Origin of the sequence: Acinetobacter sp. AS5 (assembly GCF_048957595.1) — a bacterium.
In the GTDB taxonomy this organism is placed as follows: Bacteria; Pseudomonadota; Gammaproteobacteria; order Pseudomonadales; family Moraxellaceae; genus Acinetobacter.
This window is the reverse complement of record NZ_JARDAL010000012.1, coordinates 62,380-88,594: the sequence shown is the minus strand read 5'-3', so window position 1 is coordinate 88,594 and position 26,215 is coordinate 62,380. Positions and strand designations below refer to the sequence as shown.

At 44.5% G+C, this 26,215-nt stretch carries 30 protein-coding genes and 1 pseudogene; 14 read left to right on the top strand and 17 right to left on the bottom strand.

Annotation, left to right across the window (positions count from 1 at the left end):
• Positions 1–77: 77 nt before the first annotated feature.
• From PV763_RS05375 to PV763_RS05345, 7 genes and pseudogenes are all read left to right on the top strand, one after another.
• Positions 78–599 (top strand): annotated as a pseudogene (locus PV763_RS05375) (NYN domain-containing protein); the annotation flags it as partial.
• Between the two features lie 5 nt (positions 600–604).
• Entirely contained in the window at positions 605–1,360 is a 756-nt protein-coding gene (locus tag PV763_RS05370; protein WP_121979825.1) for a hypothetical protein, read from the top strand.
• Between the two features lie 65 nt (positions 1,361–1,425).
• On the top strand, positions 1,426–2,565 hold the full coding sequence (locus tag PV763_RS05365) for a glycerate kinase (protein ID WP_396469406.1): 1,140 nt from the start codon (positions 1,426–1,428) through the stop codon (positions 2,563–2,565).
• A 152-nt stretch (positions 2,566–2,717) separates the two neighbouring features.
• Positions 2,718–4,706 (top strand): ATP-dependent helicase, encoded by a 1,989-nt coding sequence (locus PV763_RS05360; protein WP_253173009.1) that lies wholly within the window; start codon positions 2,718–2,720, stop codon positions 4,704–4,706.
• Between the two features lie 83 nt (positions 4,707–4,789).
• Complete coding sequence (locus PV763_RS05355; protein WP_004729489.1) at positions 4,790–5,041, top strand: RNA recognition motif domain-containing protein; 252 nt, start codon at positions 4,790–4,792, stop codon at positions 5,039–5,041.
• A 194-nt stretch (positions 5,042–5,235) separates the two neighbouring features.
• On the top strand, positions 5,236–5,739 hold the full coding sequence (locus PV763_RS05350; RefSeq protein ID WP_004278463.1) for a DUF6586 family protein: 504 nt from the start codon (positions 5,236–5,238) through the stop codon (positions 5,737–5,739).
• 105 nt (positions 5,740–5,844) lie between these two features.
• Complete coding sequence (locus tag PV763_RS05345) at positions 5,845–6,123, top strand: hypothetical protein (RefSeq protein WP_004278462.1); 279 nt, start codon at positions 5,845–5,847, stop codon at positions 6,121–6,123.
• Between the two features lie 256 nt (positions 6,124–6,379).
• Here the strand turns inward: PV763_RS05345 and PV763_RS05340 are convergent, their stop codons facing one another.
• From PV763_RS05340 to PV763_RS05325, 4 genes are all read right to left on the bottom strand, one after another.
• Positions 6,380–8,095 carry a cation:proton antiporter gene (locus PV763_RS05340; RefSeq protein ID WP_420937471.1) on the bottom strand — a complete coding sequence of 572 codons (1,716 nt, stop codon included), beginning with the start codon at positions 8,093–8,095 and terminating at the stop codon, positions 6,380–6,382.
• Between the two features lie 135 nt (positions 8,096–8,230).
• Entirely contained in the window at positions 8,231–8,386 is a 156-nt protein-coding gene (rpmG, locus tag PV763_RS05335; RefSeq protein WP_001205031.1) for a 50S ribosomal protein L33, read from the bottom strand.
• Positions 8,387–8,398: 12 nt separating this feature from the next.
• The gene (rpmB, locus tag PV763_RS05330) at positions 8,399–8,635 is read right to left on the bottom strand and encodes a 50S ribosomal protein L28 (RefSeq protein ID WP_000048256.1); all 237 of its coding nucleotides are present in this window, start codon (positions 8,633–8,635) and stop codon (positions 8,399–8,401) included.
• A gap of 165 nt (positions 8,636–8,800) precedes the next feature.
• Positions 8,801–10,249, bottom strand: a complete 1,449-nt coding sequence (locus PV763_RS05325) for a coniferyl aldehyde dehydrogenase (RefSeq protein WP_004647408.1) — start codon at positions 10,247–10,249, stop codon at positions 8,801–8,803.
• A 115-nt stretch (positions 10,250–10,364) separates the two neighbouring features.
• On the opposite strand from PV763_RS05325, the gene PV763_RS05320 reads away from it, so the two are divergent.
• The 5 genes from PV763_RS05320 (at position 10,365) to PV763_RS05300 (ending at position 14,022) form a co-directional block, all read left to right on the top strand.
• Positions 10,365–11,096, top strand: coding sequence for a TetR/AcrR family transcriptional regulator (locus PV763_RS05320; RefSeq protein ID WP_034437998.1), 732 nt, complete (start codon positions 10,365–10,367; stop codon positions 11,094–11,096).
• A 47-nt stretch (positions 11,097–11,143) separates the two neighbouring features.
• Positions 11,144–12,010: a formyltetrahydrofolate deformylase gene (gene purU / locus PV763_RS05315; protein ID WP_004647410.1), complete on the top strand. Its 867-nt coding sequence runs from the start codon at positions 11,144–11,146 to the stop codon at positions 12,008–12,010.
• Between the two features lie 191 nt (positions 12,011–12,201).
• Positions 12,202–12,969 carry a hypothetical protein gene (locus PV763_RS05310; RefSeq protein ID WP_005267494.1) on the top strand — a complete coding sequence of 256 codons (768 nt, stop codon included), beginning with the start codon at positions 12,202–12,204 and terminating at the stop codon, positions 12,967–12,969.
• Between the two features lie 25 nt (positions 12,970–12,994).
• A complete protein-coding gene (locus PV763_RS05305) occupies positions 12,995–13,618 on the top strand; it encodes a MotA/TolQ/ExbB proton channel family protein (protein WP_004647413.1) in 624 nt (207 codons plus the stop codon).
• A complete protein-coding gene (locus tag PV763_RS05300) occupies positions 13,618–14,022 on the top strand; it encodes an ExbD/TolR family protein (protein WP_086044131.1) in 405 nt (134 codons plus the stop codon). The genes PV763_RS05305 and PV763_RS05300 overlap by 1 nt, the downstream gene beginning before the upstream one ends.
• 64 nt (positions 14,023–14,086) lie before the next feature.
• Here the strand turns inward: PV763_RS05300 and msrA are convergent, their stop codons facing one another.
• From msrA to PV763_RS05270, 6 genes are all read right to left on the bottom strand, one after another.
• Positions 14,087–14,611, bottom strand: a complete 525-nt coding sequence (msrA, locus tag PV763_RS05295) for a peptide-methionine (S)-S-oxide reductase MsrA (RefSeq protein ID WP_004647414.1) — start codon at positions 14,609–14,611, stop codon at positions 14,087–14,089.
• A gap of 110 nt (positions 14,612–14,721) precedes the next feature.
• Entirely contained in the window at positions 14,722–15,183 is a 462-nt protein-coding gene (locus tag PV763_RS05290) for an META domain-containing protein (protein WP_004647415.1), read from the bottom strand.
• A gap of 102 nt (positions 15,184–15,285) precedes the next feature.
• The gene (locus PV763_RS05285; RefSeq protein WP_420937470.1) at positions 15,286–16,335 is read right to left on the bottom strand and encodes a DUF4105 domain-containing protein; all 1,050 of its coding nucleotides are present in this window, start codon (positions 16,333–16,335) and stop codon (positions 15,286–15,288) included.
• 23 nt (positions 16,336–16,358) lie between these two features.
• A complete protein-coding gene (locus tag PV763_RS05280; protein WP_086044127.1) occupies positions 16,359–16,871 on the bottom strand; it encodes a dihydrofolate reductase in 513 nt (170 codons plus the stop codon).
• 199 nt (positions 16,872–17,070) lie between these two features.
• On the bottom strand, positions 17,071–17,913 hold the full coding sequence (gene thyA / locus PV763_RS05275) for a thymidylate synthase (RefSeq protein WP_086044126.1): 843 nt from the start codon (positions 17,911–17,913) through the stop codon (positions 17,071–17,073).
• A gap of 185 nt (positions 17,914–18,098) precedes the next feature.
• Positions 18,099–18,590, bottom strand: coding sequence for a lipocalin family protein (locus PV763_RS05270; protein ID WP_086044125.1), 492 nt, complete (start codon positions 18,588–18,590; stop codon positions 18,099–18,101).
• Positions 18,591–19,008: 418 nt separating this feature from the next.
• Between PV763_RS05270 and PV763_RS05265 the strand changes: the two genes are divergently transcribed.
• On the top strand, positions 19,009–19,524 hold the full coding sequence (locus PV763_RS05265) for a hypothetical protein (protein WP_004729511.1): 516 nt from the start codon (positions 19,009–19,011) through the stop codon (positions 19,522–19,524).
• An 18-nt stretch (positions 19,525–19,542) separates the two neighbouring features.
• Here the strand turns inward: PV763_RS05265 and PV763_RS05260 are convergent, their stop codons facing one another.
• The 3 genes from PV763_RS05260 to lgt all read right to left on the bottom strand — a co-directional run bounded on the left by PV763_RS05260 (position 19,543) and on the right by lgt (position 21,216).
• Positions 19,543–19,929 carry a hypothetical protein gene (locus PV763_RS05260; protein WP_086044124.1) on the bottom strand — a complete coding sequence of 129 codons (387 nt, stop codon included), beginning with the start codon at positions 19,927–19,929 and terminating at the stop codon, positions 19,543–19,545.
• Positions 19,922–20,314, bottom strand: coding sequence for a hypothetical protein (locus PV763_RS05255; protein WP_005250664.1), 393 nt, complete (start codon positions 20,312–20,314; stop codon positions 19,922–19,924). Before PV763_RS05255 ends, PV763_RS05260 begins: the two co-directional genes overlap by 8 nt.
• 92 nt (positions 20,315–20,406) lie before the next feature.
• On the bottom strand, positions 20,407–21,216 hold the full coding sequence (lgt, locus tag PV763_RS05250; protein WP_005103147.1) for a prolipoprotein diacylglyceryl transferase: 810 nt from the start codon (positions 21,214–21,216) through the stop codon (positions 20,407–20,409).
• A 93-nt stretch (positions 21,217–21,309) separates the two neighbouring features.
• On the opposite strand from lgt, the gene PV763_RS05245 reads away from it, so the two are divergent.
• A complete protein-coding gene (locus tag PV763_RS05245) occupies positions 21,310–22,092 on the top strand; it encodes an NRDE family protein (protein WP_005103148.1) in 783 nt (260 codons plus the stop codon).
• Positions 22,093–22,167: 75 nt separating this feature from the next.
• On the opposite strand, the gene PV763_RS05240 is transcribed toward PV763_RS05245, so the two are convergent.
• From PV763_RS05240 to tatA, 4 genes are all read right to left on the bottom strand, one after another.
• Positions 22,168–24,498 carry a PhoX family protein gene (locus PV763_RS05240; protein ID WP_005103150.1) on the bottom strand — a complete coding sequence of 777 codons (2,331 nt, stop codon included), beginning with the start codon at positions 24,496–24,498 and terminating at the stop codon, positions 22,168–22,170.
• A 188-nt stretch (positions 24,499–24,686) separates the two neighbouring features.
• Positions 24,687–25,463, bottom strand: coding sequence for a twin-arginine translocase subunit TatC (tatC, locus tag PV763_RS05235; protein ID WP_420937469.1), 777 nt, complete (start codon positions 25,461–25,463; stop codon positions 24,687–24,689).
• On the bottom strand, positions 25,460–25,882 hold the full coding sequence (tatB, locus tag PV763_RS05230) for a Sec-independent protein translocase protein TatB (RefSeq protein WP_005245947.1): 423 nt from the start codon (positions 25,880–25,882) through the stop codon (positions 25,460–25,462). The genes tatC and tatB overlap by 4 nt, the downstream gene beginning before the upstream one ends.
• Before the next feature lie 9 nt (positions 25,883–25,891).
• The gene (gene tatA / locus PV763_RS05225; protein ID WP_005245949.1) at positions 25,892–26,110 is read right to left on the bottom strand and encodes a Sec-independent protein translocase subunit TatA; all 219 of its coding nucleotides are present in this window, start codon (positions 26,108–26,110) and stop codon (positions 25,892–25,894) included.
• Between the last annotated feature and the right edge of the window lie 105 nt (positions 26,111–26,215).

The window sequence follows — 26,215 nt, the reverse complement described above, 5'->3', positions numbered from 1 at the left end:
TTCTAGAGTTATTTGCATTTCTCTATTTTATCAAAATTCAACCTGCTTTTTTTTAGCATACTTTTTGATACACCACCGGATTTTGTATCGTATCCAGCGATAGCGATTTCACGCCCTTAGCTTCACGTATTCGTGAAAATGGTCTAACAGTGTATGGCTTTGGCAAAAAAGCTACGCCTGAAGCATTTAAGAAAGCCTGTGACAAGTTCATTTATATCGAAAACTTACTTGTAGATAGTGAAATTAAAAATAATGAGGATGGTGAAGAAACAGGATCAATAGATAAAAAAGTTTCGGAGATTATCAAGACTAATGGACAAAAAACTATATCTGCGCAAAAGGAAATTCAGTTACCTGAAGGGATGGATCGAGCTACGCTTAACTTAATTTATAAAGCTGTAAAAGATAATGCCGATGATAATGGATGGGCGAATTTAGGGATGGTCGGGCAGTATATCAGTGCAGTAAAGCCTGATTTTGACTCTCGTAACTATGGTAGAGCCAAATTGTCAGGATTAATAAAAACTTTAAATTTATTTGAAACAAAAATAGAAATGAGTCAGATGTATTTAAGAAAAATGAAAAAGCAGAGTGTGTAATCGATATGTGGAAAAAGATTCGGATTCTGATTTTATTAATCATCTTATTGATTGTCGCAGTTAATGCCTATCGTGATCAAAACCAGAACTGGTCAAAGCCAATTATTGTTTTGCTGCATCCGATTAATGCCGATGGATTACCGACCACACAGCAATATATCCAGCAACTGTCAGCTCAGGACTTGAATGGAGCAAGGGAATATCTGGAAAAAGCAGCTCAGCAGTATCGCGGAAAGCCGACTTATTTTTATTTTAATTTAGGCCGTGAGCTTCAAGTTCTACCACCCAAAGTCCCTGAGCAAGCCTCGCTCATCGATACAGTTTTATGGAGTTTAAAATTCCGGTTCTATGCTTGGAAACAACGACAGAGTTCAGATCCTTCAGCCAATGTGACTTTATTTTTAAATTACTATGATCCTGTGCAGACCAAGCAATTGAAACATTCAACTGCCTTGCAAAAAGGCCGAATTGGTTCGGTAAATCTATTTGCATCCAAGCAACAGACTGAACAGAATAAAATTGTCTTGGTTCATGAGTTGCTGCATGCCTTTGGTGCTTCAGATAAATATGATTTGGCCACAGGCCAACCGATTTATCCACTGGGTTATGCATTTCCAGATCAACAACCCTTATTTCCGCAGGCCAAAGCGGAGCTGATGGCAGGATATATCCCGGTGTCTCAAACCACCAGTAAAATGCCAGAATCTTTAAATCAAACTTTGATTAATGAGATAACTGCAATTGAACTGGGCTGGAAATAAAGACTTGTGGATAGTGCTGGATTTATCCACAATTTAGACTTCATTTGTGGATAAAAGATCACACCATGCCGCTCACCTTTGTGCTTGCTCCCGACTCGTTTAAAGAAAGCATGTCTGCTGCACAGGCTTCTCAGGCCATGCAACGCGGTATTCAGAATGTCATTCCGGATGCCCACATTATTCATGTGCCAATGGCTGATGGTGGTGAAGGCACGGTCGATGCACTGATTTCAAGTTTAAAGGGGGAAAGTATTGCATGTGAAGTGACCGGGCCATTATCTGAGCAACGTATTCAGACCTATTGGGGTTTGGTTGATGCAAGCCAGACTGCCGTGATTGAAATGGCCAAGGCCAATGGCATTCATTTATTGAAACCTTCACAGCGTAACCCGATGCTTACTTCGACCTATGGTACAGGAGAAATGATCAAACAAGCATTGGATTTGGATGTGAAAAAAATCATCATTGGGCTCGGTGGCAGTATTACCAATGATGCAGGTGCTGGTATGGCGCAAGCACTGGGTGTGCGGTTTCTAAATTATAAGAGTGAGTCAATTCAGGTCTGTGGTGGAAACTTAGATCTGGTCAAATCAATGGATTTATCCGAACTTGATCCACGTTTAGCAGATACTGAAATAATCATTGCATCGGATGTCAACAATCCACTGTGTGGACCAAATGGTGCATCGATAATCTTTGGACCACAAAAAGGTGCAACGCCTGAAATGGTCAAGCAGTTGGATCAAAACCTCTGTCATTTCGCCGATGTGGTTGCTCAGCAGATTGGCTGTGATTATCGTCATGTGGCAGGTGCGGGCGCTGCCGGTGGATTGGGTTTTGGTTTAATGGCATCCACTGCTGCTTCCATTCGATCAGGTGTAGAGCTGATGATTGAACAGGTTCAACTGGGTGAAAAAATAGCGCAAGCAGATCATGTGTTTACCGGGGAAGGTAAAATTGATTTTCAAACCAAATTTGGCAAAACGCCATTTGGTGTGGCGCAGGTTGCAAAACACTTCAATAAACCGGTGATTGCTTTTTCGGGTCTAGTCGGTGAAGGGATTGAGGATTTGTTTGAGTCAGGATTTAGCCAGATTGTTGGGATTAATCCGCCAGATTGTCCTTTAGAGGAAGCCTTAAATAATGCAGAAATGAACTTGGAGAAAGCTGTCGCTGAGATAGTTAAAAATCTTTTGACAGAGTGAAAGTATTTCTCTCTCCTGTAATCCAGCACGCCCTGTCGTTAGCTAATATCAAATCAGGAAATAAAATTGGAGACAGTTTCAGGACAACTGAAAAGCCATAATTCTGGAAGCGATCTGTTAAACTACATACATCCACAAAATGATGAGTGAAAATGAGTTTAGCCACCCTGATTGATGAATTAAATCCTCAGCAAAGACAAGCAGCCACCACAGAAGCAAAACACAGTTTAGTGCTGGCCGGGGCAGGTTGTGGCAAAACCAAGACCATCGTGGCACGCGCAGCTTACTTGATTGAACAGGGCGTGCCTGCCAAGCAGATTCAGATTCTGACCTTTACTCGCCGTGCAGCCAGTGAAATTGTGGCGCGTGTCGAACTGGCACTTGGTGAACAAGCCAAGGGGCTGCGAGCCTCGACCTTTCATACCTTCTGTATGTATCTGCTGCGCCGTATTCCGAAAGCTTTTGGTCTGGAACAGTTTTCGATTATTGATCGTGATGATCAGCTGATGATGTTCCGCCTGATTCGCGGCCGTGATGACAAGAAAAATCCCAATCATTTGCCTAAGCCTCAGGAATTATGTGACCTGTATTCTTTTGCACGGAATACCCGGCAAAAACTCAGTCTGGCATTAGAAAAACAGATGCCAGAATATCTGGCTCTCAAAGACCAGATTGCTGACATCATGAAAGAATATGAAGCACGTAAGCAGGTGCGCAGCTTTCTGGATTATGATGACATCCTAGCGGTAGTTGCCACGGCGCTGGCACAGTCCGAAGGTCTGGTCGACTATGTCGCTTCGATCTGTCGGCATATGCTGGTCGATGAAATGCAGGATACCAATCCATTGCAATGGGCTTTGCTGGAGCCACTGAAAGACCAGATTAGCCTGTTCTGTGTCGGTGATGATGCGCAGTCGATTTATGGTTTTCGTGGTGCAGACTTTGAAAATATTCACCATTTCAAAGAGCGTGTGCCAGATGCGCAGATTTTTAAATTAGAAAAAAACTACCGCTCGACCCAGGAAATTCTGGATCTGTCCAACTGGCTGCTCGATCAGTCTGAAATCAAATATGACAAACGTCTGGAAGCGTATCGCGGAGAAGGCATTAAGCCGCGCATGCATATTTTCCCGAATGAGTTTGATGAAGCCAAATGGATCGCGATTGATATTAAAGAGCGTCATTATCTGCAAGGTAGTAAGTGGGGCGAGCATATGGTGCTGGTTCGTTCCAGTTTTGCCGCACGGCATATTGAGGCAGCCTGTATCGCGGCTAATGTGCCGTATCGCTTTATTGGTGGCATGAAGCTGTTGGAAACGGCGCATGTCAAAGATTTGCTCAGCATGCTGCGCGTAGTCGCCAATCCGCTGGATGATATCGCCTGGATGCGTTTCTTGACCCTGTGGAATGGTGTTGGTGATGTGGGTGCCAGTAAGCTATCGCAGCAGTTATTGGCTGAACCGGAAATGGAAGCTATTGCAGATAATTTGGAAAAATTTGGCAAGATACCATTAGAAACTATTCTCATCATGCAGCAGATGAGTGTGCTCAAAGGCGAAGTGCAAGCCTGTGTCGGTCTTGCGATTCAGGCGATTGAATCGCAGTTGGCGGAAAACTATAAAAAGGATTGGCCACGTCGCCAGAGTGATTTTGAACTCGTCAAACAGCTGGCCTCCAAGCATTCACAGTTGAGTGAATTTTTAGAGGAATATGTACTGGATCCGGTGTCAATCTCGGAAATTGAACGCCAGTCGGATCATGATGTGGTGACCTTAATCACCATTCACTCGGCAAAAGGTACTGAGCAAAATGTCTGTTATGTGGCCAATGTCACGCCAGGCAATTACCCGCATGCACGTGCTCAGGGTGACTTTGATGATGTCGAAGAAGAACGTCGTGTGCTATATGTGGCGTTGACCCGGGCAAAAAATGAATTGATTCTGACCAAACAGAACCTGAATCATTGGGCGCGGGAAACGGTCGATGAGCAGGGGCGTAAAGTCGAAAGCTATTTCCTGAATGATCTCACCCGGCATTTATGTACCACGGAAACCCATTACAAGACCCGGCAGCAAACGGTAAAAAGTGCCTTGATTGAACGCAAGTCGATTAATTTAGATTTTGGCATTGATCTCGATTAAACTATGGCAAAGTTGTTTCATGCAAAAAGTAGAGTAGGCGCGTGCTTTTTGATATTTTTTGCCTATCTTCTTAAGGTTGTAAGATGAAAATTTTAGTTCGTAATTTAGAACGTACGGTCACAGAAGCCGAATTACTGAAACTGTTCCAGGAATATGGCACAGTGGAGACCTGTACTTTGGTGCTTGATGCAGCAACAGGCAAATCAAAAGGTTTTGCTTTTGTAGAAATGCCACATGGCCGTGAAGCGGTGAAAGCCATTAAAGGCCTGAACACGTTGCGCTTGCACGGACATGGGATCCGCGTGAAAGCTGCAGAAGACAAGCCTCAGGCTTAAACTCAAAAAAGGAGCACTGGATAGGCTCCTTTTTTTATGGTCGAAATTTAGTATCGCCGTACTTAATCAGTGAGCTCAATGCTCTGAATTTCAGTGCGGGATTGATTCAGTCTAAACATCTTTTGATTGCGAAATGCAGGCGAACCTTTTACTTTATAAAAGCCAAAATTTGTTTTAACCCTTAGGAAATCTCGATGACCCGTGTTGCTCGCTATCATGCGGACCGTACCAATCAAAAACTGTATTTCGCCCGTCTATCCTGCCAGCAAGCAGAGCAAACCGAACATGTACAACAGGCTCAGGCACAACGTGAAGCAACTGTGTTTCATTTGCATGGTGCTTTGTTAGCATTTTTACAGGAACTGGTGCGTTACTATCGCCTGAATGATCCTCATCCGACGCTAAAATCGATCGAAGAACTGATGGCGGCCAAAGGCCAGATTTCGCCAGAAGTGGCGGTATTGCAACATTTGTCCAAGAGCGGTTTCATTGCTGAACTGAAGCGCGCGTACCGTCTGTGCCAGTATGCGCCCGAACCAAGTACCCCAGAACCTGAAGACGAAACATCCTCAAATCTCATCATTAAAGTCACACAGTCTCCACAAGCGTGGTTACCTGATACTGCTATATTGAGAGAGTGGCATCGTGACCTGACCCAATTAATTGATGGTTTTCGTAATGAGATGATTGAATTTTAATCGGATCGGCTGTACTTGAAAATGCAATTTTTAACCCTATATCAATTACTCTAATGATGCAAAGTGCACCCGGCGCTTTGCCACCATGTTGAACATGGAGGATATATGTCTATAGAACAGTTGAAAGATTTATTTGGTAATCAAGACGCGATTTTAGAACTCGTTCAACTTGAAGGCGGCGCGTTGGCTCTACGCAATGCAGGCTCACATAAACAGCCTTTGGTCATGATTCAATTTAATGATGAGGTGAAAGCTTTACTTGGAGAGCAGACGCCCGTGATTGCGCAACAGATGATTCAGGCAGCACTCTATGGTTTGCTGGAACAGCAGGTCAATGAGTGGCAGGCTGAAGTTGTGGATGAAGAACCAAAGTATATGAGTTAATCGTTGAAATTTATTTAGAAAGCACACTATCGGTGTGCTTTTTGAGTTTTATAGGTTATTAAATTAGGCAGATTTTAAGTACCATAAAACGTTCATTTGAAATGAAGATGAAAAATCAGTATTTTAAAATTTAAGTCGTGAGCAGTCTGAAGCCAGTGTGTTAATAAAATCTTTGGCTCAGAGATATATTGATGTCCATAAAAAAAGTTGCCAGATCCGGCAACTTTTTTATTTGGCGTTTATTCAAAGAAAAACTTTAATGAGAAGGCGTATGCTGATGCGCGATCTCAATCTGGTTTAAAATATGATTGCTCATATTTTTCGCCATTTCTTCTTTGGCATAATAAACCGCACCGATATTATCCCGACGAATGGCTTCAGCTTCTTCCTTGCTTTCTGCACAGACTAGTACCTGAATTTGTGGATTCAAGGTCTTGGCAATGTCGACAATTTTATGAATATCAATAATATCCATAGGCGAAATCACCAATAAGCGCGCATGTTGGATATGTGCCTGAATCAGCACCCCAGCTTCAGTGGCAACACCAGACACAGCAGCAATGCCTTTCTCACGCAGGTTTTCGACGATGTCACGGTTTTCTTCGGCAATCACCACCTTGATATTTTCTTCCATCAATGAGCGGGTAATGCGACGACCTACCTCACCATGGCCAATAATGACCACCTGATCACGCAGGTAATCCTGTGAGACTTCATCGGGTAACATTGCCAGAGGGTCACCACTGCGTTCCAGTAATCGGGCCAGAGTCGAGCGTTCCCGAATCCATTTCTGTACCGGTTCAATCGCGGAAAAGATAAAGGAGTTAAGCGTAATCGAAATCAAGGCACCTGCCAGAATCAGGTTTTGACCTTCCAGCGAAAGCAGGTTAAGCGAAACACCGAGCGCAGCCAAAATAAAGGAGAACTCACCAATCTGTGCCAGAGAAGCACCGACGGTCAAGGCGGTATTGATCGGATAGCGAAAGAACAGCACCAGTGCCATAGCCGCAATAGTCTTACCAATCATGATAATCCCGACCACGGCCAGCACATGTAGAGGCTGTTCCAGCAAAATGCGCGGATCAAACAGCATGCCGACGGAGACAAAGAATAAAATCGAGAAAATTTCACGCAGTGGCAAGGTTTCTTCTTCGGCACGATGACTGAAATCAGATTCTTTCACCACCATCCCGGCAAAGAAAGCACCCAGTGCCATCGACACGCCAAAGATCTTATAAGCACCAAAGGCAATCGAGACGGCAGCAGCCACCACTGTTAAGGTAAACAGCTCACGTGAACCCAGACGTGCCACCACCTGTATGATCATCGGAATCAAGCGTTTACCAATAATCAGCATGAAGGCAATAAAGCCTGCGACTTTAAGTAAGGTAATCCCTAAGGTAAGCCAGATATTCTCATCGCTTGCGCCTTCCAGCGCCTGCCCCCCTAAAAGCACCGCAGTGGCAGGTAACAGTACCAGCGCCAAGACCATGACCAGATCTTCGACCAGCAACCAGCCAACAGCAATTCGGCCATTGATTGAATCCAGTAAGCCACGATCACCAAGGGCTTTGAGTAGAACCACGGTACTGGCACAAGACAGGCTTAGGCCGAAGACCAGTGCTGAGCCAAAGCTCCAGCCCCACAGCATCGAAACTCCAACCCCGAGCAAGGTGGCAACTGCAATCTGTAAAATGGCCCCGGGCAGGGCAATCCGGCGGACCTGCATCAGATCGTTCAGGGAAAAATGCATTCCGACACCAAACATCAGGAACATGACGCCAAGTTCTGCCAGTTGGTTGGCCAGATGAATATCACCGACCACACCGGGTGTATGGGGACTAATCAGAATGCCGGCAATTAAGTAACCGATCAAAGGGGGAAGACGTAACCGTGCAGCGAGATAGCCAAAGACCAAAGCTAAGCCAAAACCAACAGCCAGTAATATAATGAGCTCTACGTCATGTGGCACTAAATACTCCTTTAGCTAGGTTTGCTGGGAAATAAGCACAAAAAGTGCCAAAACATGCAGAAAGTTTATCAAGTCGGATAAAAAAAGTGCAAAAAAAAACGACCCGCAAAGGTCGTTTTTTTAAAGAAACTAAAATTATTTGATTTTAGCTTCTTTGAAGATTACGTGTTGACGGATTTTTGGATCAAATTTTTTGATTTCCATTTTTTCCGGCATAGTACGTTTGTTCTTAGTCGTGGTATAGAAATAACCTGTACCAGCTGAAGAAACTAAGCGAATTTTATCACGCATGGTTCAGACTCCTTAGATCTTTTGACCTTGAGCACGTAGGTCAGCAACAACCTTTTCAATGCCCAATTTGTCGATAATACGCATACCTTTAGTGGTTAAACGAAGACGTACAAAACGTTTTTCGCTTTCTAACCAGAAACGGTGGTGGTGCAGGTTCGGCTCGAACCGGCGCTTAGTTTTGTTGTTGGCGTGTGAGACGTTGTTACCAACGACTGGACGCTTGCCGGTAACTTGGCAAACCTTAGACATGGTGTAACTCCATTGATTTAGCCAACAGCAAATCTGTATGGCCAGTCAAAAATAAACGGATTGAAATCATTCAAGGGGCGTTTTATATCAAAAATGCGCTTAAAAGACAAGCGATTTTCGTCAAAACGCGGCACGAACTATATCGATAGCTCATGCCTTGATCATTTAGCGGAGAAGTGTCTTCGAAATCAGCTTGTGAATCGGTTTATTGAACGGTGGCAGAATGTATTTCAAGCTGTACAGCTTTGGATTCGACATTACTGAGCGTTCATGCGACAAACTGAAGAAGCCTTCTGGGCCATGGTATTTACCCATACCTGATGCACCGACACCCCCAAATGGTAGATCATCCTGCGCAACATGGGTCAGTACCGTATTTTGCCCGAAATGCCCTGAATGGGTACGCTGTGCGACATAATCGGCACGCGCCTGATCAAAGTCGAAGTAGTATAAAGCAAGTGGACGCGGACGGCTATTAATAAAGTCGATGACATCGTCAATTTGATCATATTCCATGATCGGTAACAGTGGGCCAAAGATTTCATGCTGCATGATCTGCATCATCGGGGTGACATTGGTCACGATGGTCGGTGCAATCTTGCGCAGATCAGCCGAGTTTTCACTACGCGGATTAATTTCAATGACTTGCGCACCCTGTTCACGCGCATCATCCAGATAGCCTTGCAGACGGTTATATTGTTTGACATTAATAATCGAGGTGTAATCCTGATTATGGGTGATATCCGGATACATACTTTCGACACAGGCTTTAAAGTGATCAATGAACTCGGCAGTTTTCCCGCGAGGCAAGAACATATAGTCCGGAGCTACACAGGTCTGACCGGCATTCCAGAGTTTACCCACCGCAATCCGCTGCGCGACATCGCGCAGATCAATCGATGGATGCACCAGTACCGGCGATTTACCGCCCAGTTCCAGAATCACCGGAACCAGATTTTCGGCAGCGGCTGCCATGACGGTTTTACCGACTGCAGTTGAGCCAGTGAAAATCAGTTTATCGAAAGGCAAACGACAGAAAGCATCTGAAATCACACCACCACCATTCACCACAGCGACCAATTCTTTAGGGAAGGCTTCAGCCAGGGCTTTTTCCAGAACTTCACCAAAAGCAGCGGATGCACTGGAAATTTTGATCATGGCATGGTTGCCGGCCGCTAGTGCGCAAATCAAAGGGCCAATCGACAACAACAGCGGATAGTTCCACGGTGCGATAATTCCGACTACGCCCAAAGGCTGATATTGTACCCAGGCTTTTGCCGGCTGATGAATAATGCCGACATGACGCTTGGAAGGTTTCATCCATCGGGTCAGGTTTTTGCTGTAATATTTGATATGTTCCAGACAGGTGAGCAGTTCACCAATCTTGGTTTCCCCAATGGAACGGTTACCATAGTCCTGATTAATTGCATCAGCAAATTGATCTTGATACTTAACTAAGATACGCTTAAGTCGAGCTAAACGATCGATACGTTCCTTTGCAGTCGGCAGAGGGTAGTGTAAGTAAGCGTGTTTTTGTTGCGCCAAGACTTCATTCAGATATTGGCTATCAAAAAAATGTGGTGTCATTGATGTTGTTTTTGTGTGACTGTTCATGCCGCACTACCATTATTCAAAAATCGATTAATTAATTTTTAGAGCAAATACTCTAATTAGTCAAGTGACTTTGTGTGTTAGCCTGCTAATGCATGAACTGAATGGTTATTTTAGGATGTCCCAAACCAAAACCTTAAAAACTAAAGAGCGTATCTTGCAGCTCAGTTTGCAGCTGTTTAACGAGCGTGGCGAACGATCGGTAACCACCAATCACATTGCGGCTGAACTCGGCATGAGCCCGGGTAACCTGTATTATCATTTCCGCAATAAAAATGAAATTATTAAAGAATTGATGGAACAGTACCAGCATCAGACCCTGGAAATGCTGGCGCTGCCGGATGACCGTGCACTGGATGCCAATGATAAGGTGCATTATTTTCAGGTGCTGAGCAGCCAGTTATGGGCTTACCGTTTCCTGCATCGTGATGTCTATCATCTGGTAGAAAATAACGAAGATTTTCGCAAGATGTATCCACGCTTTGCCGGACAGGTGATGCAGCAGGGCCAGAAAATTTATAAAGGCTTTGTTAATGCAGGCCTGATGGACATGACCGATTCAGAAATTGAAGCCCTGATCATTAACCTGTGGATTGTACTGACCAACTGGACCAACTTCCTGTATATGTCAGGTCATTTAACCGATTCCAATACGCTGGAAGAAAAATGGGTCTGGCAGGCACTCCGTCAAATGGTATTCCTGGAAGGGGCGTATTTACGTGGTGAAAGTCGTCAAACCTATGAAGGTTTATTGAGTAGTTTGGGCTCTTCGGAACTTTTTGCCAGCCTGTCGTCATCTAAAGATTCTGAATCTGAACAAACTATTCAGAATATCCAAGAAACGCGCTAGAATACTCGGCTTATTTTTAATTTAACTGATTAGTGACTTAAACCAACATGAATATGACGACTGCTAACACCGCACGTTTATTGATTACTTGTGAAGACAAGCCGGGCATCGTGCAGGCTGTTTCGAGCTTCTTGTATCATCAAGGTGCCAACATTACTGCGCTTGACCAATATGCGACAGCAGCGCAGGGCGGACGTTACTTCATGCGCGTTGAATTTGAATTAGATAATCTTCAAAGTCGTAAAGAAAGTATTATCCAGACTTTTGCAGCGAATGTGGCAGAACGCTATGGCATGCAATGGCGTCTGGCTCTGGTCAGTGATGTGAAAAAAGTCGGTATTCTGGTGTCTAAAGTCGATCATGCCTTGCTTGAGCTGTTATGGCGTCATGCGCGTGGTGGTCTGCCTTGTGAAATTACCAAAGTAGTATCGAATCACGAGACTTTACGCGAAGCAGTTGAAAATTTTGGCATTCCATTCGAAGTTGTGCCGGTGACCAAAGACAACAAACCTGAAGCTTATGCAGAAATCGACCAGTTGATGCAAGGCAATGACCTGTTGGTGCTGGCGCGTTATATGCAGATTCTGGATGAAGAATTTGTCAGCAAGTGGGAAATGAAAGTGATCAACATTCACCATTCTTTCCTGCCAGCTTTCGTAGGTGCCAATCCGTACAAACAGGCCTATGAAAAAGGTGTGAAGCTGATTGGTGCAACTGCACACTATGTGACTGCTGATCTGGATCAAGGTCCGATCATCGAGCAGGATGTGGAGCGCGTGAACCATGACTTTACCGTTGAGCAGTTACGTGAACTCGGTCAGGATGTGGAACGTAATGTATTGGCCCGTGCGGTAAAATGGCATTTGGAAGACCGTATTATTGTCGATGGCAACAAGACTGTCGTGTTCCAATAAGACTTGCATTGAGTTTTAAAAAGGCATACTTTTAGTGTGCCTTTTTTGTTTTGATGCAAAAAAGTCAGTCAAAGGAAGGATTAGCGGTTGCAAATGAAAACACTTCTCATTTATTATTGGCATACTTTAATTGTGCTAACCGATGAGCTTGATAGTTTGTTCCACATCATCTCCTCAAGGTAATAGATTTAATGAGTCAAGTTGCTGCGCCCCAAATGCCTACACCGCCAAATCAGATGAAAAAGAAAGTCATCTCTATCGTGGCGGCTGTACTGGTTGGGCATGTGGGTGTGTTATATGCGATCAGCCAGATGAAAGCACCTGAGCTGGCACCCATTGATAAGCAACCCTTAAAAGTGCGCTTTGTAAAACTCCAGGAAGCGCCAAAACCTTTACCGCCAAAGCCGAAGGCCGAGCCACAAAAAGAGCCGCCTAAGCCAAAAGAAGTCAAAATTGTCGATAAACCGCTGCCACCACCACCGAAAAAAGTAGAAAAAATCGAGCAGGTGAAAAAGGCTGAAGAGCCAAAAGTGGTTAAAGCACCGCCAGTTGAAGCAAAACCAACCCCAAGTCCGGTTGTACCGACAGTGGTCACTGAAACTAAAGTTAAACCGGCACCTGCTCCAGTCGCGCCACCTGCGCCTGTGGCACCGCCAGCACCTGCTGCGCCGCCATCCCCGAAAAGTGTATCGATTGGTGGGGGCGTGTCCTGGCAGCGTTCACCCAAAGTCTCGCTCTCTGCAGGTGAATTAAAATCAGCCTGTTCACTGGTAGTAGATGTTTCAGCGAATGAGCAGGGTAAAGTGGTTTCTGCAACTGCACGAAATTCAAGTTGTAGCCCGGCAGTAACGCGCAAAGTAGAAGCCGCGGTACGTCGTGCACAACTCACTAAATATGTTGAAAATGGTGTGGCTTATCCAACCCGTGTGGAACAGCCTTTCGATTTTCAGGTTAAATAACGGCTCACCCATTAGGAGTTCGAATATGAACTTTTCAGTTTATTGGCAACACGCTGATGCAGTCAGTAAAACGCTGTATTTCGTGTTATTGGCAATGTCGATTGCGACATGGACCATTTTTGTGCTGCGTTTGATGGGCACTCGCCAACTGAAACAGATTGCCTATGCTCAGTTATCTCAAGCATTGGAAAAACTGAAAACCAAGCTGGCTCCTTTGGGCTTTGAACAGCGTAAAGCAGTGGCAGAACAGGCGCTGTTACGCCAGATTTCAGCAGAAAAAGCCAATGCCGAAAAAGGTGTATCAGTTCTGGGTACCATCGCATCGATCTCTCCATTTGTCGGTTTATTCGGTACGGTATGGGGTATCTTCCATGCGCTGGTTGCTGTTGGTAAAAGTGGTCAGGCAGGTCTGGCACAAGTGGCAACCCCAGTCGGTGAAGCGTTGATTATGACTGGCTTAGGTCTGGCAGTCGCGATTCCTGCGGTACTGGCTTATAACATCTGTGTCCGTGCTAATCGTGGCTTGGCTCATGAATTACAAGATCAGGCACATGGTCTGTTGATTGATACCATGCTGCAACAGGAATCTGCTGCAAAAAAGTCTGATGAAAAAGTAACACAACAGAGTTTCGTGGGAGGTCAAGTTTAATGGCTTTTCAACTGGGTGAAGACAACGATGTAGGCATGAATGAGATGAACCTCATTCCCCTCATCGACATTATGTTGGTATTGATGATCATCTTTCTGGTGACAGCGACCGTTGCGAACCCATCAATTCCATTAACCTTGCCACAAACCACTGCGGAGATTATCGATCTGCCGCCTGAAAATGTCACGATCAGTATCAATGCCAAAGGTGACATTGCTTGGAATGGTGATGTACTGACGCTAGAACAACTTGAAACCCGTTTTAATGAAGCGGGCCAAGCTGAACGTCAGCCGACCATTGTGCTGAAAGCGGATAAAGAATCACGTTATGACTCAGTGGCGCAAGTCATGTCGCGTGCGAGTGGAGCCGGACTCAGCGATATTGCTTTTGCAACCGATAACTAAGATTCAGGTAATAAAAAAAGCGACTGATTGCAGTCGCTTTTTTTATGCCCATTTTTCATGAATCTTAATGAGTTTTTAGCAAGGTCGTAAATTTGCTGCGTAATTTATTCAATTTTGGCGGAATGGCAAAATTGCAATAGCCCTGGGTCGGGTTCTTGGCAAAGAAGTTTTGATGATAGTCTTCCGCCGGATAGAAAGTCGGGGCAGGGCTCAGTTCAGTTACCACATTGATGCCATCGGCTTTCAGGGCATCCATCGCCTGCTGCGCCTGTTGCTGCTGTTCATCATTCAGATAATAAATCACAGAACGATACTGGGTGCCGACATCATTGCCTTGACGGTTTAATGTGGTTGGATCATGGGTCGCAAAAAAGACATCGAGCAATTGGTTATAGTTAATCTGGTTTTCATCGAAATCGATCAGAATGACTTCGGCATGGCCGGTATTGCCACCACAGACATCATCATAGTTTGGCTGAGTTGTGTGCCCACCTGCGTAACCGCTGACGACTTGCTGAACTCCCTGAATCTGTAAAAATACGGCTTCAGTACACCAAAAGCATCCCCCACCGAAAAGTGCCTGTTGCATGGTTGATTCCTCATTCAATTAAATAACTCAATCGGGCTGATGGTTAAATTCCAGCTCATCAGTATGAAAGATAAAAAAGCCTGTCCATACAGGCTTTTTGTAGGGAAGTATTAACGCGGCTGAACAGCACTTTCCAGCTGGATCAAGAGATTTCCATGGCGATCCAGTAATTTTAAGGTTTTACCAAACACTTGATAATGAGTCACTTTGGCTAAAGCTTCATTAAATTTCTGATCAAGCTGATCGTTGTTCATACAGGCCATACGGGTAGTGGCCATCTGGCTCAGGGTCAGCGTGTCTTTTGCTGCTGTGTAGCTGCCCATAATCCGGTTACAGCTATCTGAACCTGAAACGCGCTGGGTACTGGCATCAAATTGCAGACTCGGAACATTGCGTGCGGTTGGCACCGTCTTGATTTCAGTATTGCCAATCTGGGTTGCAATCCAGATACGATTTTGCAAAAGTTGTAAATGATTCGCGGTTTGTGTCGTGGCTGTATTGGGTACAGTTTCGCAGCCCATGACCGTTAAAACCGAGCCTAGAATCGCGATTGCAGTTAATTTTTTTAGCATGAGAGATACTCTGATCATTGACTAGCTGTTTGTATATAAACAAAAAAATGTTCAAGGTTCCAGTTGATTTTGTATCTTTATTGAAGTGGATTTGCTACACAGTTATTGCATGTCGGGTTTTGGTAGGCCCTGCCGGATCAGGCGTGAATAGTCCTGACTGGAGAGATTAGCGGTGCGTTCTACCCGTGGATTGACATGTGCCCGTTGATACCAGGTGTGCATATCCCAAGACTGTTCCAGTACTTTAAGATCATAGAGATAATTCGGTAAATAGCCGGAGGCAAGCAACCGGTAATCTGAGGGTAGCTGTTGTTGCGATATCGCCTGAACCATATCAAAGACTAGTGTGGTGCAATTACTGGTCAGGGTATTGTACCATTTTGGCTTTTGGGCCAGTTCATCGGCCTGACGCAGATATTCCTTGAATAGCGCTTTAGCCTGAGCTTGCGGCATTTTGACTGGGAAAAAATAGACCTGTTCACCACGGACATTGCTACGGGTATAGACAATATCCTTTTCATCCGATGCGACCAGACTCAGTTCATATTTTCGGAAAAAGCCACCAATCGCTGAAAACTCTTCATTCTTTTCCTTGCGAATTTCAATCGAGAAGGTGAGTGGCTTTTGATTGGCAAAATCGAAGCTGACCAGGGTATGGGCAATTTTAGGCCCCATCCAGTAGGAAGTAATGATGTTCACGCCAGTAATCTGATTCAGATCAAAACTGCGGCTTTCCCAGCGTTCGATATAGCGACCATCGGCCTGCCAGTCAAAGTTGCGGATATTGTGTAAGGTAACCTGATCGCCTTGCTGCTCATAATGCAGAAGCTGGGAACCCTCAGGATTCCACTCTCGATCCTGACGCGCTTCCAGACTGAAATATCCCAGCAGACAGAATAAAAAGGCCAGAAGATAAAGAACGCTATCCACTTGGCGGGAGATCAGATGCCGGGTGAAATAAATCCCGAGAACGACCAGCGCAAAGGTCAGCCAGAGTCCAATCAGCATCAAGCTGCCGATTTTTCCGAGGGGTTGATGAACCCAGAGCATCAGGCTGAACCACAGGCTCGACAGAAGGACGAATAAAGTAAACAGGCTGCCCAGTAGCCACAGACTCCAATGTCTGGAGATGTATTCGCGTCCCTGCATCATCACTTTTTCATGAGAAATAGGTTTTATTTTCTGTAGGTTGCGAACTCAAAAGCAATGCCGGTTTTGTCGTCGATATGTTGCTCGGCAGCGACTTTTTTAAATTCTGCTGGAATCGCTGGATAATAGGCATCGCCCTGTACATCCAGTTCGACATGCGTCAGTTCTAGACGGTCTGTGATCTCCATGGTCTGTTTAAAGATTTCACCGCCACCAATGATGAAAATGGTTTCAGGCTTTTCTGAAGCTTTCACATCTGCCACGGCTTGGCTCAGTGCATCTTCAATGCTATAAGCGACTTTGGTACCTGCAAATGCCCAGTTTGGATCACGAGTAATGACCCAGTTCACCCGTTTAGGTAGATTACGTCCCATCGACTCTAGTGTCTTGCGACCCATCACCACCACACCGCCTTGGGTAATTTCCTTGAAGTGTTTCAGGTCGGCAGAGATATGCCAAGGTAGGTCATTGCCCTTGCCGATACAACGCTGCTGATCGATGGCGACGACGTGTACAACTTCTAAATCTTGAAATGACATGTATTGATCCTTCTCATCAAACCCAAAGCCCTTCGTGTAATTTTTTACTGGTACGAAGGAGAGGTTCACAATTTATCTTGATTGCCTTCACGCTTTAGGGCCGGGAATATATTTTGAAAGGAGTTGGCGATTCACGCGTGGTAAAAGGCCTCTCCCTAGCCCTCTCCGAGGAGGAGAGGGAATTTTATAATAAAGAAAATTAAACAGCGACAGGGGCTTTAATTCCTGGATGAGATTCATAACCGACAATTTCGATATCTTCAAATTTGAAATCGAACAGGTCTTTGATCTCCGGATTTAGTTTTAATTGACAGAGGCCTAATGGCTCACGGCTGAGCTGTAACTGTGCCTGTTGAAAATGGTTGCTGTACAAATGAGTATCGCCACCAGTCCAGACAAAGTCACCGACCTCCAGATCACAGACTTGCGCGATCATATGCGTCAACAAAGCATAGCTGGCAATATTAAATGGTACACCCAAAAATACATCGGCACTGCGCTGGTACAACTGACAAGACAATTTGCCATTGTGCACAAAGAACTGGAACAGGGTATGGCAAGGTGGTAATGCGACCTGACCCGCTTCATTCGGGTTCCAGCCCGATACAATCAGACGGCGCGAATTTGGATTGGTTTTAATTTCATTGATCAACCATTTGATCTGGTCAAAACCGTCCTGGTTATAGCTATTGTCTGCATTTTTACTGGCACCAAAATTACGCCATTGGTGACCATACACTGGGCCTAATTCGCCTTCAGGACGGCCAAAACGCGCAGTCTGTTCTGCGGTCGCCCATTCGTCCCAAATCGAGACTTTATTGTCTTTTAAATACTGAACATTGGTATCGCCTTTCAGGAACCACAACAGTTCAATCACGATAGAACGGAAATGAACTTTTTTGGTGGTGAGTAAAGGAAAACCTTGGGAAAGATCAAAGCGCATCTGATGACCAAATACCGAACGTGTCCCTGTGCCGGTACGGTCGCCTTTATCGCCGCCGTTGTCGAGGATATGTTGTAAAAGGTCAAGATATTGGCGCATAGGTCTCTCTTAAAAATTTGTTTAAATTACCTTTTTTCAGAAAAAAAAGTCTATCTCAGATAAAGCCGTTTTCTGTTGAGCTGGGCAAATTGAATTGAATGCATCATAACATTTTTTTCTAATATTTCTGATATTGCATTAAATGTAAAAAAGCACCCAAAAAGGGTGCTCATTGCTAAAAAGACTTAAGCGGTTTTATTGCCCGTATGAACTGTATGAATCAGATCAGACAGATCATATCCCAAGGATTCTGCATAACTTAAATATTCGCGTTGAATGGTTTCATCCAGACTGGTACCGCGATGCAGTAGCCATAAATATTCTTTATTCGGTTCGCCTACAAGCGCGGTCTGATAATCTGGATCGATTTTTAATACCCAGTAATCACCCTTGGTGAACGGAATCCAACGCAGGCCTTCAGGTAAAAAGCTGACTTCAAGCTTGGCATGTTCTGCATCGATAATGGTCGCTTCAGCAATGGCTTCATCCAGTTTGCCATAACCATCCAGACAACGGTTCTGAACCCGAACCTTGCCATTTTCATTCAAGCTATAGACAGCAGAAATATCGGTGCTGTCTTCAGGTTGGTGCTTCATCGGCAAGTGTGCAATGTCATACCAGGTACTTAAATATTGTTCTAAATTAAAATTTGAAACGGTACTTAAAGTCTGACTCATTTTTCTTCTCTGTTTAGTTCAATATTTAAAGTTTAGTTCAAGGTTTAAAAATGCCGCATCAGTGTAATACAGGCGGTAAAGCTCAAAATGATGTAATCATGTGGTGAAATGTTATCTGAAAATGGCCGAGCTACAGATTAAATCCACACGTTTGAGTAGAAAAAGATAAGGACTCATTTTGCGTATTTCAGGCTGAAAAAGCTTTGCAAGGCATTGGAATTGGCTTTGCTTTACATTTTTTTTGCAAAGATGATGGGTTTTGTAACTGTATTAGAAAGAACGGCTTAATTTGAATGCCGCAAAAATAGACAAATTTATTTACATTTTTAATGTGAAAGATAACATTTAAACGACTAGTATTCTCGGCTTGTTAACAATATGAAAGCCTAAATTACAGGCGAGGAGCGGTTGGTAAGGCATGATCTATGATCATCAAGTAAACATGAGCGAAGTACATGCTCCTGTCCAAGCGAATATCATGGTGCGTTCCCAATCGGAGCAAAGACCTAAAAAGTCATCCCAGCAAGCTACTGTCCGTAACGCTTCAGGCGTAAGCAATGGCCATCGTATCAATATCGAGAAATTTACCAGTTATCTGCAAGGCATTACCCGAAATACCAGTACACAGAAATGTGCGCGCAGTATTCGTGTCGGTCTGCAATCCTCGGGTGCGAAAATTGTGAATCATCCGGTCGCAGCGGCAGATTGGGGAAGTACCCTGATGCAGCTGGGCTATAAGAAAATTAATGCTTCTTTTGATCGGCCGAAAAAAGGCGATATCTATATTATTGACCGTACTCAGGGCCATAAATATGGACATATCGCGGCTTATTCAGGTAGTGCCTGGGTATCGGATTTTAAACAGCGAGATCATGCGGTTTATCGCAATAAAAACGTGACTTATAGTTATTATCGTCTGGAAACTTACTTCTAAGAAAACACTGCGAAGTGATCAGTCCTCAAAACGCTTCGCACGGCTTTCATAGATTGAAACGATAAATAATCCAATCGCGGCAAAGCCAAGACATTGCAGACCCAAGGCAAATTTACCCCATTGCTGGCGCTGTTCGGGCAAATAGCCAAACAGGGTAATTAAGGCAATGATGGGAATGACCCGGCTCAAGGCGCTAAAGCCATTTGCATAGGGATTGGATTTCGAAATTTTCAGACGGAAATGGTGCAGTAAATGCATGACAATTCCAATCACTAAACTCACCCCAACAAATACTGGATCTAACTGGGCTACAGTTGATGCTGTATAAATCAAAATACAGGTCGCGATGATGACGATGAGTTTGATTTGACGGCTACAGCGTTCGGAATACCAAAATTCAAGCATGGGGTGAACCCGAATCTGATTTGTTTTGATTGAGCAGCGACAATGGTGAAAATAGGCAAATCGCCAGTGCCATAAATGCAATGCCTTGTGCACCCGGAATCAGGATTTCGCCCTGTTGCATATTCATAAAAACTAAAGCAATCAATAAGGCAATTGGAATCCAGGTCAGTAATCTATACAGCAAACCGGTCGGGTTTTTGCTGGCAAAGTGGATTTTGCAGTAACGACAAATCAGAAAAATGATGCCGGTACCGACAAACATCAAAATCGAATCTAAGGGCAGTGGTTCCATCCAGTACAAGCCTGCAGCTGTCGCTGCAATCACAATAAAGATCAACAGTTTTTTGAGAACAGATACCTGCGGATTAAACCAGAACTCAAGCATAATAATGAAAGAATAGAAGAGATAATCGGCACTTTAGCATATTTTGAGTATAAAAAAGCGAGGCCTTTGCCTCGCTAAATTACGCGATTTTCTTAGCTATTTTTGTTTGAACCCCAATCATATATTTTCTTATGGTAGGCATACCACATCATCCACAAGCCAATCAGGATCATTGGCAGGCTCAGGAATTGTCCTTTGCTCATCCAGCCAATAAACAGCTGACCATTGTCCGGCTCACGGAAGAATTCAACCACAAAACGTGCCAGGCCATAACCGATCAGGAACAGCGCAGAAACTGCCATACGTGGACGAGGCTTGGAACTGAACCACCATAAGACAATAAACAGGATCAGGCCTTCACACAGCGCCTGATAGAGTTGAGATGGATGACGCACCAGTTGCAGGGGATCGGTCGGAAAGATCATGCCCCAGGCAAAGTTTGGGTCGGTGACCTGACGGCCATACAGTTCGCCACCAATAAAGTTACCAATTCGGCCAAACATCAAGCCTGTCGGTACGCAAGGTGCGATAAAATCCAGAGTCTGGAACCAGGTCATCTTATATTTCTTACACCACCACAACATGGCCAGAATGACCCCGAGGAAACCGCCGTGGAAACTCATACCGCCGGTCCAGATCTGGAACAGCCATAAAGGATCGGCCAGGAACTGGGAAAAACCGTAGAAGAAGACATAACCGACACGGCCACCAATGATCACACCGAGTGCACCGAAGAAAATCAGGTCAGACACCATATCCGGTGTCCAGCCACGTTGTTTGGCGCGAAACGTCGCCAATCCCCAGGCAAATAAAAATGCCAGTAAGTACATCAGTCCATACCAGTGGACTTGTAAGGGCCCGAGCGAAATCGCGACGGGATCAATATTGGGATAGGTTAGCATTCCTGTTCCTTGTGATTCTGTTTTGCACAGATTTTAGCTTAAAGCAAAGAAAAATGTTGTACATTCAATGTGTAAAGATCGAGAGCGTAAATTATGTGTATCGTGGCATTGGCGTGGCGGGTTCTAGATCAGGCCCCGTTATGTCTGATTTCGAACCGGGATGAATTCTATCAGCGGCCTACACAGGCACTGCATGAATGGGAAAATAGTCCGATTATTGCCGGACAGGATCTGCAGTCAGGCGGCACCTGGATGGGAGTGACGGCGGCAGGAAGATGGGCGGTGATTACCAATTTTAGAGATGGGCAGGACCAAAAGTCTTATCCGACTTCACGCGGTCATATTCTTCAGGATTTTCTTGAAGCTGAATTAACACCAATTCGGTTTGCCCAGGAACTGGAAAAAAAGCAATGTGACTATGCAGGCTTTAACCTGTTTGTCGGTGATCGAGAGCAGGCGGTCTATATGAGCAACCGTGGTGAAGCAGCGCAAGTGTTGGCGCACGGTGTATATGTGGTATCCAATGGTTTGCTGACTGAGCATTGGGAAAAGACCCGTCACTTACGCAAGCGCTTTACCCAGGAATTCCTGCCCATGATGCAGCATCCCGATATACCTGAGTCGGATCTCTGTTATGCCGTGTGGGATATTCTGGAAGATGAACGTAAAGTGATTCCTGAACTACTACCCGAAACAGGGATTTCGATTGAAATGGAACATCTGCTGTCTTCGACATTTATTCAAAGCCCAGCCTATGGCACGCGCTGTTCCAATTTTTTGAGAATGCAGCCTCAACAATGGCACTGGATTGAAAAGTCACAACAAGGTGCAACCGCAGGTCATACCATTGAGAAAATCATTGCTCTGCAAAAATAATGGAATAAAAAAATGCCGACAGATGTCGGCATTTTAAAAAATTATCTAAATTTTTGAAGTTAGACAAAAAATTACTTAGCTAGCAATGGTGCCTCCATCATTACGCGTAATCACAACAGTTGCTGAACGTGGACGTGCTGTCTTGTTCGAACGATCTGTTTGGCTGGCAGGCCAGTTACTGGTTGGAGCATCAAATTTTTTAGAATCTTCACCCGGATGTTGTACGTTGATGAAAATTGCTTTGTAGTCCGGTGTCATGGTGACACCAGTGATTTCACACTCTACTGGACCGGTCAGGAAGCGACGTAGATTTTCATCGGTCACTTTGGCACCAGCAATTGTTGCTTGACCATTAGAGGTTGTTACTACACCACCATCACCAACTTGTCCAGGTAATGCTGCCAGCATCATACAGTTGGTTACATCTGTATAAGCGCCGTCATCAGTCTGAATCCAGAGTACACCGCGAGGGTCAAACCACATACCATCTGGTGAAGACAGATCATTATTATCATTTAAGCCAGACAGGTTGATATTGGCATCCATCGATGCTTCAGCACCGAACAAGTAGATATCCCATTCAAAGCTTTCTGATGCGGTATTTTCCTCTTTAAAGCGAATAATATGGCCATTCACATTACCTTTACCGCCTTCAGGATCTGAGTAATTACGTGGGTTGGCAGCATCAACAGGTTGTGCCGAGTTATTGCCACGGTTACTGTTATTGGTCAGGGTAACGTAGACCTCACCATTCTCTGGGTTAACAGCTACCCATTCAGGGCGGTCCATCTTCGTTGCACCAACGGCATCGCCTGCTAAACGTGCAAAAGTTAATACATCTGCATCAGAGCTAAATGGATATACTGCATTTTGTGCAGTTAAACCGTTTTTACCATGAGCAAGTTCAATCCATTGACCAGTTCCATCTGCATTGAACTTGGCCACATAGAACTTACCGTTATTCATATATTTGTCACCAGCACGGTAGCCGGTATTGATATCTTTTGGATCCCATTTTGCATCAGAGACAAATTTGTAAATGTATTCACCACGTGAGTCATCGCCCATGTAGAAGGCAAACTGTTGACCTTCAACGGCACGGCTAGCACGACAGTCTTCATGCGCAAAACGACCTAAAGCTGTACGTTTTACTGGGTTTGAGCGACTATCAAATGGATCAATCTCTACAATCCAGCCAAAGGTATTCGGTGCATTACGATAGTCTTGACTTGCTGACGCCTTAGTAACGTCCGCTGACCAACGGTCATACATATCTTGTGATTCAAGACTTGCTGGCGCTGTTTCCCAGGCATAACGAGAAGATTTATCTAAATAAATAGTGCGGCCTTGGTCATCCAGTTCAGGGATTTTTTCACCAAAGGCATCTTTAATATAAATGATGCTGCCTTTCTCATCACGTTTAACTGTACCGTCGGCATTTTTTTCAGTTTGATAAGAAATCTCTAAACCTAAGCCATAACGTTTAAGTGCTATTTTTTCAGCTTCAGTGCGTGCTGCATACTGGTCTGTTCCTGAACGTTGGAAATAACCAATAAAATTTTCTTCGGCAGTTAAATATGTACCCCATGGTGTATAGCCATTACCACAGTTATTTTGTGTACCGCGAGTTTGACGACCGTTAGGAGAGAAAGCTGTGTGGATTAATGGAGAGGTCGTTACCGGCCCAGCAAAATCCATCACTGTTGAAGCCGTAATACGGCGGTTAAAGGGAGATGATTTTACAATTTCAACAGCCTGAGACTCTGTATTTTTCTTAACATGCACAATTGAAACACCATGTGCATTCACTTCACGAATGACTTCATCTTCTGGACGGCGACCATCTACTTTAGTTGCACCCTTAGGGTGTAAAAAAGTTTGATTGATGTATTCATGGTTCATCACCAGCAGGCCATGCTCAGATGCATTTTCCTCATAACGGCCAGTTTTAGTGCTTAAACCAAAATAGCTCATACCATCATGGCAGTCACCCGCACGGAATTGAAAGCTTGGACCCGATGGAACCTCGCTATCATTCCAGTCTGGGTAAAGTGGATGAATCGAGTCACCCATTGCATAGAGGACAGTGGCTGTATAGCCTTCAGGAACAGTAACCCAGTCATCCAGGTTTTTCTTCACCGGGCTAAAGCTTAATTTTTCTGGACGTACATTGTTGTCCGCTGGAGGAGTTGGTTTGTTCTCATCATCCCCAATATTTGCATTATCATCGTCATCGCTACATGCGGTCAGGCTAGAAGCCAAAGCCAATGCTGCAGCGCCACTAGCTGTTTTTTTAATTAAGCTACGACGAGAAATACGCTGCTCTAAAATATCACGAAAGTGCATGTTATTTGAGTTGTTATTATCTAGCTCTTGATCTTCATGATAGGGTGTTTGGTATGTCATTTTTAGTTCCTAGCAAAAAAGGCTTGGTTATAAAGTTATGAACAAATTAGACCTAAAGTATGACAAAATGGTTAAGTCTATATTTCAATAAAGTTAAATAAATCAATATATTGGTGTAAATTTAAACAAAAAGACAGCCAAGGCTGCCTGAGTTAAATACGATTCTTTTTGTTTTTGGATTCTTGTTATTATTGATCGGTTAAACGACGCTTTTCAATCAGTTTTCCTGCCAACAAACCCAGTTCAAACAGCAGCCACATCGGGACAGCCAGCATGATCATCGACAGGGCATCCGGTGGGGTCACGAACATTGCTACAAAGAAACAGCCGACAATAATAAAGCGCCGTTTCTCGACCAGGGTTTGTGTTGAAACTGCGCCAATCAAGATCAGAACTAGGGTAATAATCGGGATTTCAAAGGTAAAACCAAAGACCAGAAACAGTTTTAAACAGAAGCTGAGATAACTGTTGATGTCGGTCATCGGGGCTACGGTTTCAGGCGAAACACTGATAAAAAAATGCAGAATTGAGGGCAATGCCACAAAGTATGCAAAGCTGATGCCAGTATAAAACAGCACGATACTGCCGATCAAAAGTGGCAAGGCCAGGCTCTTTTCTTTGGCATACAGCGCAGGCTTAATAAAGGTCCAGAGCTGATACAGGATAAACGGCATCGCGATCATCAGCGCGACAAAGAAGTTCAGCTTAAAAGGTGCCATGAAGGTTGCAGTGACATCTGTGGCAATCATGGTTGAGCTGGCAGGTAGCTGTGCCCGTAAGGGTTCAGACAACCACTGGTAAGTCTGATTGGCAAAGGGCAATAAGCAGAAAAACAGGCCAATCAGGACAGCAACCACTTTAAACAGATGCTTTCTTAAGATGATCAAATGCTGGGTAATCGGCATCTGTTCGAGGTTCAGTGCTGCAGCATCATTGGAGGCTGGTGTGGTCGGCAAGGATGTCATACGGCCACCTTCATTTCTGTATAGCGTTGTTCGGAAATCACGGTTTGAATTGCTGTAGGCTTGGGTAAATACACGGGTGATACAGGCTGTATCACCGGCTGATAGCTGAGCAAGGGCTGGACAGCTTGCGATTTTATTTTTACTTCATCGCTTACAATCGGCTGCTGCAAATTAGCCACTTGTGCCTGCATCTTGGCCTCCAGTTCCTGAATCCGCTGCATTTCAGCCTGCATCTGTTCACGTAGCTCAGACAGGCGCAATTCACGATCAAGATCATTCTGAACATTGCTCACCATACGCTTGATCTTGCCGTACCATGTTCCGACAAAACGTACTGCTTCCGGAAGCTTATCTGGCCCAAGAACCAAAAGCGAAATAATCCCGAAAATCAGCAGCTCGGTCATTCCAATATTGAGCATAGCGAACTCTTAACTTTTAACCGAATGTTCAGGAGTTTTGACCTGAGCATCAATGGTGCGTGGCTCTGCAAGCTGAGCTTGTTCTGCCTCTTCATCTTTGACTGATTTTTTAAAGTCTTTAATCGCGCCGCCGACGTCTTTACCCAGATTTTTAAGTTTTGATGTACCGAACAATAAAATCACCACAATTGCAAAAATCAGCACATGCCAAATTGATAATCCTGCCATTATTTTATCCTCTATATTTCATGCACCTATCTCAGCAGGCTTGTATGACAGCGCGGTGACGCTTTGATGACAGTTTGCCGAAACAGTAGCAGGGTATGAATCACT